Raw genomic sequence first — 17,349 nt, forward strand, 5'->3', positions numbered from 1 at the left:
GGGCATGGCATTCGAGAAGAACGTCGGCGGCATCGATCGCATCGGTCGCGCAGCACTGGCAGTCGTTCTGACCGTCGTCGCGGTTGGCGCACTACGGTCGGGAAAGCGGTCGACCGGCCTCCTCGCGGGCGTCGCCGCGCTCGGGCTCGGCTTCAACGCGACGACGTGCTTCTGTGGCGCAAACGAGGTGCTGGGCATCGACACGACCAGCGACGAATAGAACGAGAAAAACGCGGCCCGCAGTTTACAGCCGGCGGCCTGCGAGCAGTGCGAGTCCGAGCAGTGCTGTAAGCGCAGCAATCACGCCGAAGCCAGGGCCGTCCCCGGAGGAATCATCGGCGTCAGTGCCGTCCGTCGAGTCCGCCGTCTCGGTCCCGTCCGTCGAGCTCTCGGAGTCGTCGCTTTCAGTCGTCTCTGCCCCATCGTCCGTGGTTTCATCCTCGGACTGCAGCGAGACTGCACGTGTCGAGAAGTGATTGATGCCGACGACGACGTCCGCTGTCGCTTCGGCACTGGTCGATTGCTGGACGAGGAACGCAGAGGAGTTCCCGTTCTCGGTAGCGCTCTGGACCTCGCTGTAGGAGTCGGCCTGCACGGCCGCCTCACCATCGACGAACACCTCGGCGTTCTCGGCGTTCTCGAAGGCCTCGTCAGCAACCGTTATGATGACGGCGCGACCCTCACTCTGGGAGCGGTCGACTGTCGCGTTGACCCTGTTCGCGGTCTGCTGGGTCACGTCGACTGTGGTGTCCGCACCGTACTGGACGACGTTCGCACTCCGCTCCGTACCGTCCTCGGCCGAGTCGGCGGCCTGCTGGAGGTACACTTCGGCGGTCGCAGTCCCGTTGGTGATCATCTGTTCCTGAGATTTGTCGCCATCTGACCGCTCACCCTCGTACTGGCGGTAGACGACCTCACCGTTCGAGCCAGTTCGGGCGCTCACGTTCCCGTCCTCGGACACGTTGACCGCCCCGTCACCGGTCGCGAGGACTGTCGCCTGGGACCCGTTGTCATTCGTGACGACGACCCGCTTGTCACCCTCGCTCTGGGCGCTCGAAGATTTCGAGATGCCCATCTGGACGGCCTGACTGTCGCCGCCAGACCGAACCACCATCACACCACGCTGGTTGTCGTGGGCCTCGATGGTCGCACCACTGTCAGTTGTGATCTCGGCGTTCCCACCGGCCTGCAGCGACGAGGCGAGGCTCAGTGCAGACGCCGAAAAGCCGACGTCAACACCGACGTCGAGACCACCGTCGTTCGAGTTCTCACTCGCGGACTGGACCGTGAGGTTCTCGACCACTGTCTGGCCGTTCACGCTGTAGTTGACGACGGCGTTACTCTTGGTTTCAAAATCGACGTGTGCGCCTGCCTCTGCACTCGCGTTGTTCTCTTGTGTTGTAGCCGCAGTTGCAGGTGTGACCGCAGCCCCCATCGAAACGACAAGCAATACTGCCATCACTGATACTTTCAGTTTCATTATATACAGACTGACAAATCCCATACATATATCGTTTCTGGCCATTCGCGCCCGAGAGAAACACTCATGCATCCAGCTATCGTCAGCTATGAGTCGCCATTACAGTCAAATTATTGTTAATAATACAGAATGGATTCAATACCGATATATTCGAATCCCACTATCGCAAAGAGAACACGAGCATCCGCCGCCGGAGGCGGCGGTTCACTCGACGCTCACCCACAGGGTTCGCGTCGAGCAGTTTTTAGCCCAGGTTTTTGCGATGGGGGATACCCGCAGGCAGCTTCGCTGCCGAGGACATCCCCCGACGTAAAAAAGTGGGTTAGAACGGCCCGGGGCCGCCGGGACCGCCGCCCATGCCGCCCATACCGCCGCCGCCCTGGCCGCCGCCCATCTGTTTCATCATCCGTTCCATGTCGGCGTCGCCCATGCCCTGGAACTGGTTGAGCGTCTTGGACATCATCTTGTGCTGTTCGAGCAGTTCCTGGACCCGTTCTTCGGAGGTCCCCGACCCGCGGGCGATCCGCCGGACCTGGCTCGACCCGATGGAGCGTGGCTGTTCGAGTTCCGTCTCGGTCATCGAGTCCATGATGATGTCGAACTCGCGCATGCGGTCCTTGGTGACGTCCATGGCGTCGTCGGGCAACTGGTCCATCATCCCGCCACCCATGCCGGGGATCATGTCCATCACCTGGTCTAGGGGCCCCATCTTGTCCATCGCGGACATCTGGTGGCGCATGTCCTTGAGGGTGAACTCCCCCTCCAGCATGTCCTCGGGGTCCCACTCGCCCTCTTCGGCCTGGGTCTCCTCCATCGCGCGCTCGACGCGCTCGGTCAACTGCTTGAGGTCGCCCATCCCGAGCAGTCGGGAGATGAACCCGGAGGGCTCGAAGCGCTCGATGTCCTGGACCGTCTCGCCGGTCCCGAGGAAGGCGATCGACGAGTCGGTCTCGTTGACTGCCGCGAGGGCACCGCCACCTTTCGCCGTCCCGTCGAGTTTGGTGATGGCGACGCCGTCGATGCCGATCGACTCCTCGAACTCCTGGGCCTGGTCTTTCGCCGACTGGCCCATCGCCGCGTCGATCACGAGCAGGTTCCGGTCGGGGTTGACCGCCCCGTCGATCCGCTCGATCTGGTCGATGAGTTCCTGGTTCAGCCCGTCCCGACCCGCCGTGTCGACGATGCGAACGTCGGCATCGCTCGTCGCTTCCAGGCCGTCCTCGGCGATCTCGACGGGATCGTCCGCGTCGGGGTCGCCGTAGAAGTCCACCTCGGCGTTCTCGGCCATCTGCTTGGACTGGTCGTAGGCACCGGGGCGGTCGGTGTCAGTCTGGATGATCGCGGGGCGCAGCCCCTTCTTCGAGAACCACCACGCCATCTTGGCGGCGGTCGTCGTCTTCCCCGACCCGTAGAGGCCGGCGAGCATGATCGTCTGGGGTTCCAGCGGGAGTTCGGTCGACTCGCCGATGAGTCCGACCATCTCCTCGTAGACCACGCGGAGTACCCAGTCGCGCGCGGACGTGCTGCTGGGCGGTTCCTCTTCCAGAGCGCGGGTCTTGATCGAGTCCGAGAGGTCCATCACCAGACTCGTGTCCACGTCGGCCTGGAGCAGGGATCGCTGGATCTCCTTGACGACGTCGTCGATGTCGTCCTCGCTGATGCGGGATTTCCCACGGAGGTCGTCGAGCGTCCCCCGAAGCGAACTCCCTAGATTATCGAGTACCATAGTTAGTTACACGGAAGAAGCCCCTCAGGAGATAAAGACCTTTTCCAGTCCATCTTTTTCTTCGTCGGGTTCGCCTCCGGCGAACCACTCCTCGAAAAACATGGGTGAAAAAGGCGCGACTTCGCTTCGCTCGTCGCGTGAACCGCGCTCGCAGCGCTCGCGCGGATGCTGGTGGTCAGTACAAGGCGCGTATGCAGCACGTCGCACACCGAGAATCGGAGCCATCTGATTCGGTCAGTACAGTGTCTCAGCCACACGATGGTGACATCCGTTCAGCAACTGTGTACCGTGAGTCGCATAATCAGGACGTTCTCTCATGAAGATAGAGCAGAGAGACGAAAAGTGAGAGACCGCCTGTGATTCCCGTAATTCCCATTGTCGTGAAATGATTCGGAATAACTACGTTCAGCACAAAGAGGTCGAAAAAGAAATGGATCGATACCCAAATAAGAGCCACTGCTGCTGCATCGCGGAGTGGATGCTGTAATAGGGAACTAGCCATTTGATTGACTTGAATTCGCCACTTGCAAATGCTTTCTCACTGTGGCACATCCGACGCTGCTGGTCGTCTCGGGATAATCGACTTGGAGCGAGAATGATATCATTCGGCGTTCTGGGTCGTCATCACTTCTTGCTAAGTTCGCACACACAGTGAGTGCACAAGCATCCGGCGCGCTTGCGCGCCGGTTCACCGGACGCGAGTGCAACGAGCGTCCGGCGGTTTTAGTCCAGGTTTTGCGACGGAGTGGTTCCGCAACGAGCGCCGACGGCGCGAGTGAGGAAACCCGAGGGAGTAAAAAGTGGGGGTGCTACTCCTCGTCGAAGCCCAGCAGTCGGTCGACGATTACTTCCGGGTCGAACGGTTCGAGGTCGTCGTAGTCCTGGCCGGTCCCGAGAAAGAGAATCGGCTTGCCGGTTACCTGGGCGATGGAGATGGCCGCACCGCCCTGGGGATCGGCGTCCGCTTTCGTCAACACTGCGCCGTCGATCTCGGCGGCATCGTTGAACTCCCTGGCGCGATTGACGGCGTCCTGGCCGGCGACCGCCTCGTCGACGAACAGCGTCATGTCCGGGTCGATGACGCGGTCGATCTTCTCCAGTTGGTCCATCAGGTCGTTGCTGGTGTGGAGGCGTCCCGCCGTGTCCCCGAGGACCACGTCCACGTCGTTGGCCCGGGCGTACTCGACGCCGTCGTAGATGACCGCTGCCGGGTCCGACCCCTGCTCGTGGGAGATGATCTTCCGGTCCAGGTTCTCGGCGTGTTGCTGGAGCTGTTCGTTCGCGCCGGCGCGGTAGGTGTCGCCGTTTGCCAGCACCGTCGAGAACCCGCGCTCTTCGAAGTACTGCGAGAGTTTCGCGATGGTGGTCGTCTTCCCGACGCCGTTGACGCCGGTGAAGATGATCGTGACGGGTTTGTCCGCCGCCGCAATGTGCTCGTCGAAGTCGAACTGGCCGACGCTGATGACGTCGACCAGCGCGTCGTGAAGCGCCTCCTCGACGACGTGGCCCGTCGTCTTGACCTGCGCTCGGGTCTCCCCGACGAGGTTCTCGCGAATGCCCTCCAGGATGTCCTGGGCGACGTTCATCTCCACGTCCGAGGACAGCAAAGCGAGTTCGAGGTCCTCGAGCGGCCCCTCCAGATCTTCGGGTTCGATGACTTTCTTCCCGGTCGCGGCCAGTTTCGCCCGCTGCATCAGGCCGCGGTCGCTCGATCCGTCGTCATCGGACTCGCCGTCCGGAGTCTCCTCGTCGCTATCGGACGGTTCCGCGCCCTCGGCGTCGACGGCCGCGTCGGCCTCGGACTCAGCCGGGGCGTCCGGGTCAGCTTCGCTCGCCGTCGGCTCGGCGTCCTCGTCGAGGTCTTCCTCCTCGACCTCGGCTTCCTCCTCGACGTCTTTCTTGAAGCTGCTGAGCTTGTCTTTCAGTCCGTCGAACATGTCGCCTTATTCGTCGCCGCCTTCTTCCTGTCCCTGCATCTGGGCCATCTGCTGTTGCATCTGCTGTTGTTGCATCTGCTGGGCCTGCTGTTCGAGTTCCTCGCTCTCGGACTCGATCTCGGCGATCTCGGAGCGGATGTCCTCGATGCGGTCGTCCAGCGTGTCCTTCTTGTTCTCCAGCGTGGTGGCTGCGTCGTCCTGGCCGCGTTCGGCCGCGTAGCCGCCACCGAGGCTGACGATGACCTCGTCGATGTCCTGGATCTCCGCGCGGAGATACGCGCCGCCGCCGAGCGGGACCTGCACCGTCTCGCCCGTGTCCAGCGTCTCGATGGCCTCGATGGCCTCGTCGACCGCCAGTTTCTCGTCCTGCAGGTCGTCGATTTCGCCTTCGAGCGTCTCGATCTCCTCTTCGAGCGCCTGGATCTCTTCTGCGAGCTGCTGAAGCTGGCCGCCGCCACCGCCGCCACCGAGGCTCATTGGGCGACCTCCTCGATTTCTACCTGCGTGCGCTTGAGGCCGTGTTTCGACCCGAACTCCGTGTAGGTGTGCTCGGTGGCTACGTCCTCGTTTTCGGCCTCGATGTCCTTCTCGAACGTCTCCCAGCCGTCGCGGGCTTGCCAGCGACCACTGACAGTAAACTCGGTCATACCCATGGATGCGGCATCGACGGGGAAGAACCTTGTCGTTCTCGGCTCCCACCCCACCGACGCCGAGCACTCGACCGGGGACCGGACGTGAACCGAGCGGCTCGCTGGCTCGCACCGCAGCGAGCGGAATCGCCAGCGATTTGATCACCCGGTGGAACCCACGAACGTGTCACGAACGCTCGACGCGTCGCTTTTCGTCCTCCTGGCGGTACTGTGGGGACTGTCCTTCCCCGCGATCACGGTCGGACTGGAGTACCTCCCGCCGCTTTTGTTCGCGGCCTTCCGCTACGACGTGGCAGCGGTCCTGTTGCTCGCCTACGCCGTCGTTCGGACCGACGGGTGGTGGCCCACCGGCCACGAGAACCTGGCGGCCATCGCGGGCGGCGGCCTCTTCCTGGTGGCCGGCAACGGGCTCCTGTTCATCGGCCAGCAGACCGTCCCGAGCGGCGTCGCCGCCATCCTCCAGGCGCTCGTCCCCATCATCACCGCGCTGTGGGCGCTCCTGTTGCTCGGCGAACGACTTTCGACCGTCGGTTCGCTCGGCGTCCTCGTCGGATTCCTCGGCATCGGCTTCGTGGTCCAGCCCGACCCATCGAACCTGCTGGCCGGCAACACCGTCGGCCGACTGATCATCGTCGGGCAGGTGGCCAGCGTCGCGCTCGGCGGCGTCCTGGTCCAGCGAGCGGGACCGACCATCGACCGACTCCCGCTGACGGGGTGGTCGATGTTCGTCGGTGCCGTCGTCCTGCACCTCGTCAGCCTGGGTACCGGGGAAGTCCCCGGCGCCGAGGTCACCGCCCCGACCGTGATCGGGGTCGTACTCTACCTCGGGGTCTTCTCGACCGCCATCGCCTTCCTGATCTACTTCACGATCCTCGAAGAACACGGCGCCTTCGAGGTGGCGCTGGTCGCGTATCTGGTCCCCGTCGTCGCGACCGTCGTCAGCGTGTTCGTCCTCAACGAGACCATCGGCGCGCTGACGCTCGTCGGCTTCGGCCTGGTGGCCGTCGGCTTCGTCATGGTGAAACGCCGGGCGATCCGCAACGCGGTCACCACCACCGGCGTCGGCAGTCCGTAGTCACGTCCTCGCGGCAAAAGCGCAACCGCGCCACATCTCGCGGGTCACTCCGTTCCCCGCTCGCATCTCCGTGGTTCTCGCTACCGCTCGAACCGCGCCACGTCTCGCGGGTCGTGCCTCCCCGCTCGCATCTCCGTGGTTCTCGCTATCGCTCGAACCGCGCCACATCTCGCGAGTCGTGCCTCCCCGCTCGCATCTCCGTGGTTCTCGCTATCGCTCGAACCGCGCCACATCTCGCGAGTCGTGCCTCCCCGCTCGCATCTCCGTGGTTCTCGCTACCGCTCGAACCACGCTATCCTTCGAACCCGTCCTCGCGGTTCCCGTCGGTCACCGCTCGGTATCCGAGGTCTTCGCTCCGCTCAGACCTCGCCTTCCTCCACGGTTCGCTTCGCTCACCGCTCCAGTACGAGGGCTCGTTTCACTCGCCCTCGCCGTCCTCGAACCGGAACACACCGTCGCGCTGGACGACCTCGCCGTCCACTTCGATGCGCGAATCCTCGCTCATGTCGACGATCATGTCGACGTGCTGGGCACTCTGGTTCTGCTCGTTGTCCTCGCCGACGTTGGCCTCGTAGGCCCGGCCGACGGCCATGTGGACGGTGTCGCCCATCTTCTCGTCGAACAGCATGTTGTAGGTGAACCGGTCGATGTCGCGGTTCATCCCGATACCGAGTTCGCCCAGGCGACGCGCGCCGGGGTCAGTCTCCAGAATGGACGTGAGGGTGTCCTCGTTCTTCGAGGCGCTGTGCTCGACCACTTCGCCGTCCTCGAAGACGAGCCGGGCGTCGATGACCTCCTTGCCGTTCTGGTACACCGGCTTGTCGAAGAGGACTTCGCCCTCGACGGACTCGGGAACGGGCGCGGTGAACACCTCGCCGCCGGGGATGTTGTGGGTGTTCGTGTCGTTGAGCGCGACGTTGCCCGCGATGGACATGGTCACGTCCGTCGTCTCCCCGGAGACGATGCGGACCTGCTGGCCGTCGTTTAAGATGTCGACCATGTGTTCCTGAAAGGCCTCCTGTTCGTCCCAGTCTTTGAGGACCGCGTCGTAGACGAAGTTCTCGTAGGCCTCGGTGCTCATCTCGGCCAGTTGGGCGTTCGATGGCGTCGGGTGCTGGGTGAGCGTCCAGCGATCGGAGAGGCGCTCGTCCAAGATGGGGCTGTGGGCCTTGTCGTACTCGGAGGTGACCTCGCTGTCGACGTCCGAGGTCTCGGTGACGTTCTCGTTGGCGCGGATGACGACGTGACAGTCGGCGGCTTCGACCAGCGCCTGCTCGTGGGCGGGCGTCTCGAACTCGACGCCGGCCCCGTCGGCGGCCCGGAGGTACCCCCGGATGGCGCGGCCGCTCCGGTTCGTCCGGATCGCCAGCGGGTTGGCTCCGCGGTCGCCCGCGAGTTCGTACAGCGCGACCACGAGGTCGTCCGCGGCGGGTTCGGACTTGATGACGAGGTCGTCGCCGGCATCCAAGTCGATGGCGTCGGCGAGCACCTGCGCGTGCTCGCGGATACGTGGATCCATACCGAAGCCCTGGGGCGGTGTGTGAAAACCGTTTACGGATGTGACACCGCGGCCGCTCGCGGGGTCGCCGGCTCTCACCGCCTGCCGTCGCGACTCTGCTCGACGCCCTCTTTGAACCCGGTCGCGATCCGCCGGAGAAACAGATAGACGGCGAAGACGAACGCGAGCATCAGACCGACCATCCCCACCAGGATCGGGTCAACCATACCGGCCGGTTCCCGTCCTGAGGGCAAAGACGTTTCGACGTCCGGTAGGGTCGTCCCCCGAGACGATGGTTCCCACGAGGGCGAAGAAAGGAACAAAGTTGATGCCCTTTGACAGCAAACGGGCCGACGATGTCGCTCCTGCCCTCCGAGCCGGACACGTCGGCGGTCGAGGAGACCGAACCCCGTGTCATCGACGTCAACTCCGACGACGCCGACGACGTCCTCTCCGCGCTCACCTCCGATACCGCCCGGGAAGTGCTCTCGGCGCTCCACGAGGACCCCGCACCGCCCGCCGAACTGGCCGACCGCGTCGACACCTCCCTCCAGAACGCCCAGTATCACCTGAACAAACTCGAAGACGCCGGCGCAATCGAGGTGATCGACCAGATCTACTCCGAGAAGGGCCGCGAGATGAACGTCTACGCCCCCGCCGACCAGCCCCTGGTCATCTTCGCCGGCGACGAGAACCAGTCCTCGGGCCTGCGCGCCGCCCTCTCGCGCTTTCTCGGCAGCCTCGGGATCATCGCGCTCGCCAGCGTCGCCATCCAGGAAGTGTTCGGCGACGGCATCGTGAACCTCTTCGGCGGTGGCGGAGGCGGCGGTCCCGGCGACCGAAGCGGCGCTCCCGGCCCCGCACCCGGCGGAAACGGTACCGAGACGCCGACGAGCGAACCCGAGTCCACCGGGGCCAACGGCACCGAGGACGGCGGTATCGGGATCGCCAGCGAGCCGACCTCGACCGACTCCCCCCCGGACACGAGAGAGGCTGCCGAAGAGACCGCACGCACGGCGACCGAGGCGGCCAACGAGACCGTCCAGAACGTCACCGACACCGCCGGGTCGAGCGGGCCGGACGCCGCGGCCGCCGCCATGGCGCTCGAACCGGGCGTGCTCTTCTTCCTCGGCGGCGTCACCGCCCTGGCCGTCGTCGCCGGTGTCTGGTACGTCGCGAACTGACGGCCCGGCCCGCGGACGATTTCCTCTCGGCACACTGTCCTTAAACAGTCTAGTGGGAACCAATCGCATCCGAAGAATAGATAGAGAAAGTTTATGAACGATCCTGAACGATCCTGTAGCATGCGACTCCTGAGTGCCCTGGACGAGACGGTGGGAGCCCACAGCTATCCGGCGACGACCGAGGAAGTCATCGACGAGTACGGTGACCTGGAACTCGAACTGCCCAACGGCAACGAGACGCTCGAAACCGTGCTGAGCCGACTCGACTCCGAGACGTTCGAGCGGTACGAGGAGCTCCAGATGGCCACGATGAACGCCATGAGCAACAACGCCATCGGCCGGAAAGGGTACAGCGACCGGGACCCGTCCTGTATCGGCGAGGACGGCCACGAGCAGATCTCCTTCTGAGCGCCCGTTTCCGCTAGAACGGCTGGTTCCACCGTCCGTACGGGACTCGATAGCGTCCGACTCAGCGATCTGATCGTCGGCGAGCCCAGCTGAAACGGGACCAGCGTCGTCTCACTCGACGTCGTGATTTATAGCCACGCACCAGTCTGGTTGTCGTTGCCACGACCCCCTCACGTCGGCACGCTCCCGACCGCTCTCCGGGATTCAGGGATCCGAATACAGACCACCGTTACATTCATAGGTGGCTGCCGATTAGTATGAGTGTGAGTACCAATGTCGATGGGAGCCTACGACGACGAAGAACACGAACGGCGTGAGCGGAAAAACAGCGAGGTCGACGCGGACTTCGACGACGAGCGGACGAACTATCACGGATCCATCGAGTACGACAGCGGCGAGTCGACCGAGGAGTTGCTCGACCAGTTCGAGCAGATCAAATCCGAGTAGCGGTTCCGGGAGTTGTTCTGTCCGTTACCGTCGGAGGAGGAGAATCGACACGCCAGTCACCAGCGTGACGGCCACCACGTGACCGACCACCGCAGTCGCCAGCACCGGAAAGTCCGCGAGGAACGGGACTAACACGAGTTGTAACAGTCCGAACCCCATTGTCTCGGCGTCCGCTCGCTGGAGCGCCGCGGCGGTCTCGCGGTCGAACTCGAAGCGGACCGACCGCCACAGCGCCGCGACGCTCGCCCACCAGCCAGTCCCGATGCGATAGCAGACGTCCCACAGGACAAGGAGCGTGAGATAGACCACGAGCACCGGCGGCTCCGACCCCAGGAGCCCCTCCAGCAGCGACGCCTCGGCGTACCGCGGCGCGAACACGAACAGGTGCGTGACCAGGGCGACGTAGGCCAGGACTGAGAGCACCATCTCGATGCTCGACCCGAACAGCAGTCGTCGATAGGGCTCGGGAACGGCCTCCCCGCGCACGAGGCGGCCGATGCGAACCATCTCGACGCTGCCGGCCGTCGCCACGACCACGGCGGCCGTGGCCGCAGGGACGGCCATCCAGACGTCGTAGACCGCCGCCAGCACCAACACTGCGCCCTCGAAGAGGACGAACTGGATGGCCACGGCGAGCCGGGTCGAGAGGGAGAGTCCCGGAAGCGCGCCGATGATGCTCTCGTAGGCCCAGGTGTCGCCGTACTCCGGCTCGGTCACTCCCCGTCACCCGCCGTGGCCGCCGGCTCGTCCGTCGACGCTGGATCGATCGCCGGGTCTGCGACCGCCTTCGCGACCGCGGTCTCGAACGGTGTCAGCTCCACGGGCAGGTACTCGCGAATGCTATCGTCGTGTACCACCACGGCGTTTTTCAGCCCGAGGATGAGCGGATAGGCGACGGACTTGGGCACGTCAGTCACGAGGTTCACCCAGTACGCCGAGAGCTTCGGCGTCAGCACCGGCACCGGCAGGATGACCGGTTTCCGCCCCGTGACGACCCTGGCCGTCCGCGCCATTACTTCCTGATAGGTCAACACCTCGGGCCCACCGATCTCGAAGGTCCGCCCCGCGGTTTCGGGTTCGTCCAGCGCGCCGACGAGATACGCGATCACGTCGTCGATAGCGATGGGCTGGCAGCGCGTGGCGACCCAGCGCGGCGTCACCATCACCGGCAGCCGCACCGCGAGCTGGCGCACCATCTCGAAACTGGCGCTCCCCTGACCGATGATGATCGCCGCCCGGAGGCTCGTCAGTTCGAACTCGCCTTCCTGCAGGACGCTCTCGACCTCCCGTCGGGACTGGAGGTGCTGGGAGAGGTGGTCCCGTTCCTCCCCGAGACCACCCAGGTAAAAGGCCCGCTCTATCCCCGCGTCGTCGGCGGCCTCGACGAAGTTCCGGGCGGCCACGCGGTCGCGTTCGGCGTAGTCCGCCCCCGTCCGCATCGAGTGGACGAGGTAGTAGGCCGCCTCGACGTCCCGAAGCGCGGCGTCGAAGCTCCCCGGCTCCAGCAGGTCGCCCTCGAATACCTCGACGTCCTCGGGACCGTCGTATCCGGTTCGGTCCCGGGCCAGAATACAGACCTCGTGCCCTGCAGCCAGCAGTTCGGGAACGAGTCGACCACCGACGAAGCCCGTCGCACCCGTCACCAACACGCGCATACCAGCTAGCAGGACCGACGCGACTTAACTGTGGGTCCACACGCAACGTCGGCCACTCGGCTACGACTCGCGCAGGTCACTGACGCTACTCACTCGTGGTGTTTCCCACAGAGCGCTCGTCTACGACTCGCGCAGGTCGGAAACACCACTCATCGTCTCCGCCAGTGGATCGTCCCCCTCACCGAGTCCCGACGACAACTCCGCGGCCACGGCCTCCCGAGCGTCGGGAATCGGGTCGTGCGTCTCGACGTACGCGGCGAGCGCGAACTCGCGTTCGGTCGCGCCGGTCAGTTCCAGCGCCTCAGTGCGGGCGAGGTCCCCGTGCAACCAGTCGCGAATAACGTCTCTGGCCGTCGGACCGAGCGGCGTGACCTGCTCGCCCAGCAGGTGCAGCGTCTTGGCGGCGGTCGTCGGCGCGATACCCGCTACGCGAGCGGCCGCCCCGATCGCCCGACCCTCGGCGTAGACGTCGACGACCGTCGCCGCCGCCTCGGCGTCGCAGGGCAGCACCGACTCGTACTCGGCCAGCCGCTCGGACAGCGGCGCGTCCGTCTCGTCGACGGTCGCGACACCACAGTCGCGCTGCTCGGCAGTCACTTCGACCCCCGCCGCGATGTCCGACAGCCCCATACTCGGAGCTTTCTCCATCTCCCTGAAAAATGTTCGTGATCTGGACCGATCCAGCACCCGGTCCACGAGGGGCACCGTCAGTCGGTGCCCTCAAGCCGCCGACGTGCGAGCGTCCGAACGTGGCCACACAGGTACCGCACATCGAGCCGACGCACGTCCTCGTCCTCGGGGGGCTGGACGACCCAGAGCGCGACGCGCTCGTGAGTTGTCACACCGCCGTGCTCGCGGCCCTCGATCACGCCACGTCGGTCGACGTGTACCTGGACGCCGACCACATCGCTGGCGTGTCGCTGGGATCGCTCGCTGACATCGGCGAGGCGTTCGACCTCGTGGCCGACGGCCAGTACCGGGGAGAGATCCCCGAGGGTGCCGCCCACCTCGCACAACTGCTCGACGTGCGACAGTTCGAGGAGATCGCTGCCGTCGAAGGCATCGTCCTGCGTCGGGCCGACATCCCGTTCCTGGTGTATCGGCCGGACGACCGACTCGTCGAACTCGACGCGAGCAGAACGGACGATGCAGTCGAGGACATCCAGCGGGAGACCGGGGACTATCCGGTCGGACTCTTCGAGGCGACCCCGATAGTGCAGTGGCGAGCCGACGGCCGCGAGTACGCGCTCGACCCGCCGGCAGTGACAGTCGACGACGCCGCCTTCTCCCTCTCGAACCTCGCGTCCGTGACCCTCGACCGCGAACGCCGTCGGATTCACCTGGCCTGGGACGCGACCGAACGGGGTTTTCTCAGCCGACTGGCCGCGAGGTTCCGACCGTCGCGACCGACGACGCTCGCCTTCGAGGACGATCCTGCCTTCGAACGCATCGCCCAGGAGTTCGAGTCCGTCGGGGAGACGCTCGGCGTGCTGTCCGGCGACGGGATCGACCGTTTCTGACTCCCGAGGAGACTCCGAGACGATTGACCACCCGACGGCACGGCCCATGGTCGGCAGGAAGGTACCGGTTACCGGTACGTTCGGATGCCGAGTTCGACCCGAAATCCGGGGTTTCGTCGTCTCTTTAAATACTACTCGGCGAGAAGTTCCGAATGTACGATGGAAACGATTTCACAGTGCTGTCCGGAATGCGACGGACAGCTCCGTGAGGGGGATAGAGAGACTGTCTGTGTCAGCTGTGGGCTCGTCGTCGACGAGGACAACATCGACCGCGGGCCCGAGTGGCGGTCGTTCGCGGACGACGAGACGAACCGCGAGCGGACGGGCGCACCGCTGACCCGGAGCCGACACGACCGGGGGTTGTCGACCGAGATCGGGCGGGAAACGCGGTTGAAAGGCCGAAAGCGTCGGCAGATCGCCCGGATGCGCCGCCAGCACAACCGCGCTCAGATCTCCTCGAAGCGGGACCGCAACCAGGTGTACGCCTTCGGGGAGATCCGGCGGCTCGTCAGCGAACTTGACCTCACCGAACACGTCCGCGACCAGGCCTGTGTCCTGTTCGAGTCGGCCCAGTCCGAGGACCTGCTTCGGGGGCGTTCGCTCGAAGGATTCGCCGCCGCGGCCGTCTACGCCACCTGCCGGACGGCCTCGATCTCCCGGACGCTCGACGAGATAACCGCCGTCGCCCGCGCGAGCGAGGCCGAACTCACGGCGGCCTACGACGCACTGAACCGGGAACTCGGACTCCCGACGGGTCCCATCGACCCCTCGGAGTACCTGCCGCGGTTCGCCAGCGAACTCGACCTCCCCCAGGCAGTCGAGCGCCGCGCCCGGGAACTCGTCGCCGAGGCCACCGAGCGCAACCTCGTCAGCGGCCGGAATCCCTCGGGGGTCGCCGCAGGCTGTCTGTACACCGCCGCGCTCGACCGCGGGCACGACCTCACGCAGGCTGCCGCCGCCGAGGTCGCCGACGTCACGCCCGTCACGCTCCGGGCGACCTACAAGGACGTAAGCGAGGACTGAACCGACGCCGCGACTGACCGAAGCCGTTCTGCAGCCGTACTCTCCGGTGCCGCCTGCGTCACTGGCATCCCATCAGCCTGTGCGCGCTCCAGCGACGGCGACGGCGGCACGGGCGTCACGGGCGCACCGAGTTCGAGCGCGATGCGGTCTCGACAGCCAGTCCCGTCGGCCCGGTTCAGGACGACGCCGACCAGTCCGGCGTCGAGTTCGCGAGCGAGTGCGCGCGCCCGAACCGCGTCCGAGAGCGCGGCCGCCGTGGGAGTCGTCACGAGCACGCAGGCCTCGGCCACACAGAGTGCGAGTCCCACATCACCGCCCATACCCGCCGGGCAGTCGACGACGACCGCGCCGTACGCCGCTTCGACGGCTTCGACGGCCGAGACGAGTTCTCGGGGGTCGGTCGCTCGTGCCCCAGCCAGCGACCGGCCACAGGGGAGCAGTGCCACCGGCGTCCCCTCCCGGACCGCCTCGACCGGACTGGCACGACCGGCCAGCACGTCGTGGAGGTCCGGCCCGCGCTCCGCGGGGAGGTCCGCCATCCCGAGGTCCGCGTCGACGACTACGGCGTCAAGGGCCGCACCCAGGTTGTACGCGACGGTCGATTTCCCGACGCCACCTTTCCCGCCGATGACGGCGACGATCATTGGAGGCGCTCGATGGGTTCGACCGGAACGGTGGCCGTCTCCGCACGGTCCGCGAGCGCGCTGGCCCGCTCGGCGACGCGACGCAGGTCCTCGGCGTCGGCGTCGAGCCGGTCGGCAGTGTCGCGAACGCCGTCGAGCCCACCGGCCCGGGCGAGTGCGTCCGCGACCGCCGACAGCCGCGTCGTGCCCGACAGCGCGTCTGCCAGATCGAGACGCGCCTCGACGGCCGCGAACCAGTCCTCCACCGCTTCGGGACCGGAGTCGGTCAGCCGCGTCTCGACGTCGTCGCCACGATCCGTCGTCCCTGCCCCCGAATCGGCCGACGGGTCTTCCGACAGTTCCGACGGAGTTCCCCTCGTAGTTCCGGACGGCTCCCCCGCCGTCTCCGGGACGGTGTCCTCGGCAGCCTCAGACGTCCCGTCGGCGTTCGCTTCCGAGTCGGTGGTCGACAGTTCTTCCTCGGCGTCGGGGACCGGAACCGCGTCCCGCGGCGGCCGCGGCGAGCCGAGTTCGCGAACGACACCGTTTGGCGTCTCGTCGACCGACGGCACCGCCGACTTCGGTTCGAAGGTATCGTCGACCGACTCGGGATCGACCGGTTCCGCCTCGACGACGGCAAGCGGCGGGTCCGCCGGCGGGGCTGGACTGGCGTAGCCCAGCGCCCGCGTCTCCCCGGCGGCCAGTACGCACTCGAAACACGCGTCGGACCAGCCCGCGGCCGGGACGCCCCGTCGTCGCGGCGGCCAGACCGGGCCGTCCAGTCGGTTCTCCACGCGGACGCGTCGCGGCCGGTCCGGGTTCTCGATCCGGCCGGTCACGAGCGTGATTCCCTGCTCCTGTGACGCCGTACAGGTGAGCGAAACCATACGCCGTCTGGCCGCGGTTTCGGACTTAAATTACAGCCGGACGACCGGCGCGTCGAGCCACGACGCCGCCGCCCCCTCGCTCTCGAACCGGTCACATTCGAGCACGACCGGGGCAGCCAGGTCCGCCACGCGCCCGATCGCGAGCGCCGCCGTCACCGGGTCGGCCTTGAATGGGTCGGCCGGCGTCGGACCGGGGACCGCCGTAACCGCGTCGGCGTACGCTCCGTCGACCCGTTCGACGAGCTGTGCGCGGGCCGCCCGTTCGAGGTTCGCGCGTCGGTCCTCCAGTCGCATGCGCCGCTCACGGGCGTCCCGTGCCTCGCGAGCGTCCTCGCGTGCGGCCACGAGCGTCTCGCGTGCCGCGGCCGCCGCCGTTTCGACCTCCGAGAGTTCCCGGACGGCCGTCGCGAGTTCGGCTTCCAGTTCCGCCGGCTCCTCGCCCCGCTCGCGCGCGGCCTGGACGCGCCCGCGCAGTTCCGCGACGCGCTCGCGTACCCGTTCGGTCTCGGTCCCCCGGTCACTCGCCGCCTTTCTCGCTGCCCGCGTCGAGACTGACGGACACGATAGCGCCGAGAGTTTCACCTCGACGGCGGCGATCTCGTCGTCCTGCGGGGCCGAGTGCCCCAGGGAGCGTGCCGCGACTGCCAGCGCCGTCCGTGTCGAGAGCCCCATCCCCGGCCGGACGTACCCGACCCGCTCGTGGATCGCCCCCGGTGTCGGCGCGTCGATGGCCACCGGCGACGCCGCCCCGCGGACGGCCGCAACCACGTCTCGGCCCGACACGTCGAGGTCCCGGACATCCAGCGCACGACCACGGAGAACAGTTCCGTCGTGAGTGATTTTCATAGGTCCCGCGCTTTCATCGATTCGGGGTCGGGGTGATCGGTGCCGACCGCGAACTTCGCGTAGGGCGTGCTGGGATGATCGCGGTCGGCGTAGGCGTCGGCCGCCTCGCGGACGGGTTCGGGGACCGCCTCGAACTCGTTTAAGGGTCGCGTCCGCTCGATCTGAACGTCGCTACCGTGTACGGCCCGGAGTCGCAACGCGAGGAAAGCCCCGAACTCCGTGTCGGCCAGCAGCGCCGCGCGGCCGAAACGCCGCACGACCGTCTCCTCGTGGGTCTTGCAGGCGTTCCGAAGTGTCCGGCGGGCGGCGCGCGAGTACGTGACGACCAGCAGCACACGTTAGCCCGCCCCTGGACACGTCAAAAATCTATCCAAACGGTGGAGAACGCGC

Annotated in this window: 21 protein-coding genes; 7 read left to right on the plus strand and 14 right to left on the minus strand. The window is 66.1% G+C overall.

Annotated features, from left to right (window positions below):
• Nucleotides 1-4: 4 nt before the first annotated feature.
• Nucleotides 5-220, plus strand: a complete 216-nt coding sequence (locus tag E2481_RS12275; protein WP_136717444.1) for a YgaP family membrane protein — start codon at nt 5-7, stop codon at nt 218-220.
• A 24-nt stretch (nt 221-244) separates the two neighbouring features.
• Here the strand turns inward: E2481_RS12275 and E2481_RS12280 are convergent, their stop codons facing one another.
• The 5 genes from E2481_RS12280 to rpl18a form a co-directional block, all read right to left on the minus strand.
• Nucleotides 245-1,459, minus strand: coding sequence for a PGF-CTERM sorting domain-containing protein (locus E2481_RS12280; protein WP_169302434.1), 1,215 nt, complete (start codon nt 1,457-1,459; stop codon nt 245-247).
• A 343-nt stretch (nt 1,460-1,802) separates the two neighbouring features.
• Nucleotides 1,803-3,206, minus strand: coding sequence for a signal recognition particle protein Srp54 (locus tag E2481_RS12285; protein WP_136717446.1), 1,404 nt, complete (start codon nt 3,204-3,206; stop codon nt 1,803-1,805).
• An 809-nt stretch (nt 3,207-4,015) separates the two neighbouring features.
• The gene (gene ftsY / locus E2481_RS12290) at nt 4,016-5,143 is read right to left on the minus strand and encodes a signal recognition particle-docking protein FtsY (protein WP_136717447.1); all 1,128 of its coding nucleotides are present in this window, start codon (nt 5,141-5,143) and stop codon (nt 4,016-4,018) included.
• Between the two features lie 6 nt (nt 5,144-5,149).
• Entirely contained in the window at nt 5,150-5,620 is a 471-nt protein-coding gene (pfdA, locus tag E2481_RS12295; protein WP_136717448.1) for a prefoldin subunit alpha, read from the minus strand.
• The gene (gene rpl18a / locus E2481_RS12300; protein ID WP_136717449.1) at nt 5,617-5,790 is read right to left on the minus strand and encodes a 50S ribosomal protein L18Ae; all 174 of its coding nucleotides are present in this window, start codon (nt 5,788-5,790) and stop codon (nt 5,617-5,619) included. The genes pfdA and rpl18a overlap by 4 nt, the downstream gene beginning before the upstream one ends.
• 166 nt (nt 5,791-5,956) lie before the next feature.
• Here rpl18a and E2481_RS12305 point away from each other — a divergent pair, with 166 nt between their 5' ends.
• Nucleotides 5,957-6,868 carry a DMT family transporter gene (locus E2481_RS12305; RefSeq protein WP_136717450.1) on the plus strand — a complete coding sequence of 304 codons (912 nt, stop codon included), beginning with the start codon at nt 5,957-5,959 and terminating at the stop codon, nt 6,866-6,868.
• Between the two features lie 418 nt (nt 6,869-7,286).
• Here the strand turns inward: E2481_RS12305 and E2481_RS12310 are convergent, their stop codons facing one another.
• A complete protein-coding gene (locus E2481_RS12310) occupies nt 7,287-8,387 on the minus strand; it encodes an aminopeptidase (RefSeq protein WP_136717451.1) in 1,101 nt (366 codons plus the stop codon).
• 74 nt (nt 8,388-8,461) lie between these two features.
• Entirely contained in the window at nt 8,462-8,593 is a 132-nt protein-coding gene (locus tag E2481_RS19015; protein WP_256867899.1) for a DUF7859 family protein, read from the minus strand.
• 129 nt (nt 8,594-8,722) lie between these two features.
• On the opposite strand from E2481_RS19015, the gene E2481_RS12315 reads away from it, so the two are divergent.
• The 3 genes from E2481_RS12315 to E2481_RS18725 all read left to right on the plus strand — a co-directional run bounded on the left by E2481_RS12315 (nt 8,723) and on the right by E2481_RS18725 (nt 10,405).
• Complete coding sequence (locus tag E2481_RS12315) at nt 8,723-9,550, plus strand: ArsR/SmtB family transcription factor (RefSeq protein WP_136717452.1); 828 nt, start codon at nt 8,723-8,725, stop codon at nt 9,548-9,550.
• Between the two features lie 120 nt (nt 9,551-9,670).
• Nucleotides 9,671-9,958 (plus strand): DUF5789 family protein, encoded by a 288-nt coding sequence (locus tag E2481_RS12320; protein ID WP_136717453.1) that lies wholly within the window; start codon nt 9,671-9,673, stop codon nt 9,956-9,958.
• A 273-nt stretch (nt 9,959-10,231) separates the two neighbouring features.
• Nucleotides 10,232-10,405 (plus strand): DUF5786 family protein, encoded by a 174-nt coding sequence (locus E2481_RS18725; protein ID WP_250137812.1) that lies wholly within the window; start codon nt 10,232-10,234, stop codon nt 10,403-10,405.
• Between the two features lie 24 nt (nt 10,406-10,429).
• On the opposite strand, the gene E2481_RS12325 is transcribed toward E2481_RS18725, so the two are convergent.
• From E2481_RS12325 to E2481_RS12335, 3 genes are all read right to left on the minus strand, one after another.
• Entirely contained in the window at nt 10,430-11,122 is a 693-nt protein-coding gene (locus tag E2481_RS12325; protein ID WP_136717454.1) for a DUF7530 family protein, read from the minus strand.
• Nucleotides 11,119-12,060, minus strand: a complete 942-nt coding sequence (locus tag E2481_RS12330; protein ID WP_136717455.1) for an NAD(P)H-binding protein — start codon at nt 12,058-12,060, stop codon at nt 11,119-11,121. Before E2481_RS12330 ends, E2481_RS12325 begins: the two co-directional genes overlap by 4 nt.
• 120 nt (nt 12,061-12,180) lie before the next feature.
• The gene (locus tag E2481_RS12335; protein WP_136717456.1) at nt 12,181-12,690 is read right to left on the minus strand and encodes a DUF7858 family protein; all 510 of its coding nucleotides are present in this window, start codon (nt 12,688-12,690) and stop codon (nt 12,181-12,183) included.
• A gap of 119 nt (nt 12,691-12,809) precedes the next feature.
• On the opposite strand from E2481_RS12335, the gene E2481_RS12340 reads away from it, so the two are divergent.
• Together E2481_RS12340 and E2481_RS12345 are read left to right on the plus strand one after the other, a co-directional pair.
• A complete protein-coding gene (locus E2481_RS12340; protein ID WP_136717457.1) occupies nt 12,810-13,580 on the plus strand; it encodes a hypothetical protein in 771 nt (256 codons plus the stop codon).
• Between the two features lie 159 nt (nt 13,581-13,739).
• Entirely contained in the window at nt 13,740-14,603 is an 864-nt protein-coding gene (locus E2481_RS12345) for a transcription initiation factor IIB (RefSeq protein ID WP_136717458.1), read from the plus strand.
• Here E2481_RS12345 and E2481_RS12350 read toward each other — a convergent pair.
• The 4 genes from E2481_RS12350 to E2481_RS12365 are packed head-to-tail and all read right to left on the minus strand — an operon-like array spanning nt 14,579 to nt 17,294.
• On the minus strand, nt 14,579-15,247 hold the full coding sequence (locus tag E2481_RS12350) for a MinD/ParA family ATP-binding protein (RefSeq protein ID WP_136717459.1): 669 nt from the start codon (nt 15,245-15,247) through the stop codon (nt 14,579-14,581). The two genes, E2481_RS12345 and E2481_RS12350, sit on opposite strands and share 25 nt — an antisense overlap.
• A complete protein-coding gene (locus E2481_RS12355; RefSeq protein ID WP_136717460.1) occupies nt 15,244-16,113 on the minus strand; it encodes a DUF7857 domain-containing protein in 870 nt (289 codons plus the stop codon). The genes E2481_RS12350 and E2481_RS12355 overlap by 4 nt, the downstream gene beginning before the upstream one ends.
• A gap of 30 nt (nt 16,114-16,143) precedes the next feature.
• On the minus strand, nt 16,144-16,959 hold the full coding sequence (locus tag E2481_RS12360; RefSeq protein ID WP_250137813.1) for a DUF7856 family protein: 816 nt from the start codon (nt 16,957-16,959) through the stop codon (nt 16,144-16,146).
• Nucleotides 16,956-17,294 (minus strand): DUF7855 family protein, encoded by a 339-nt coding sequence (locus tag E2481_RS12365; RefSeq protein WP_136717461.1) that lies wholly within the window; start codon nt 17,292-17,294, stop codon nt 16,956-16,958. Before E2481_RS12365 ends, E2481_RS12360 begins: the two co-directional genes overlap by 4 nt.
• Nucleotides 17,295-17,349 lie beyond the last annotated feature (55 nt).

The sequence above is a fragment of the Halorientalis salina genome (assembly GCF_005049285.1).
Taxonomy (GTDB): Archaea; Halobacteriota; Halobacteria; order Halobacteriales; family Haloarculaceae; genus Halorientalis; species Halorientalis salina.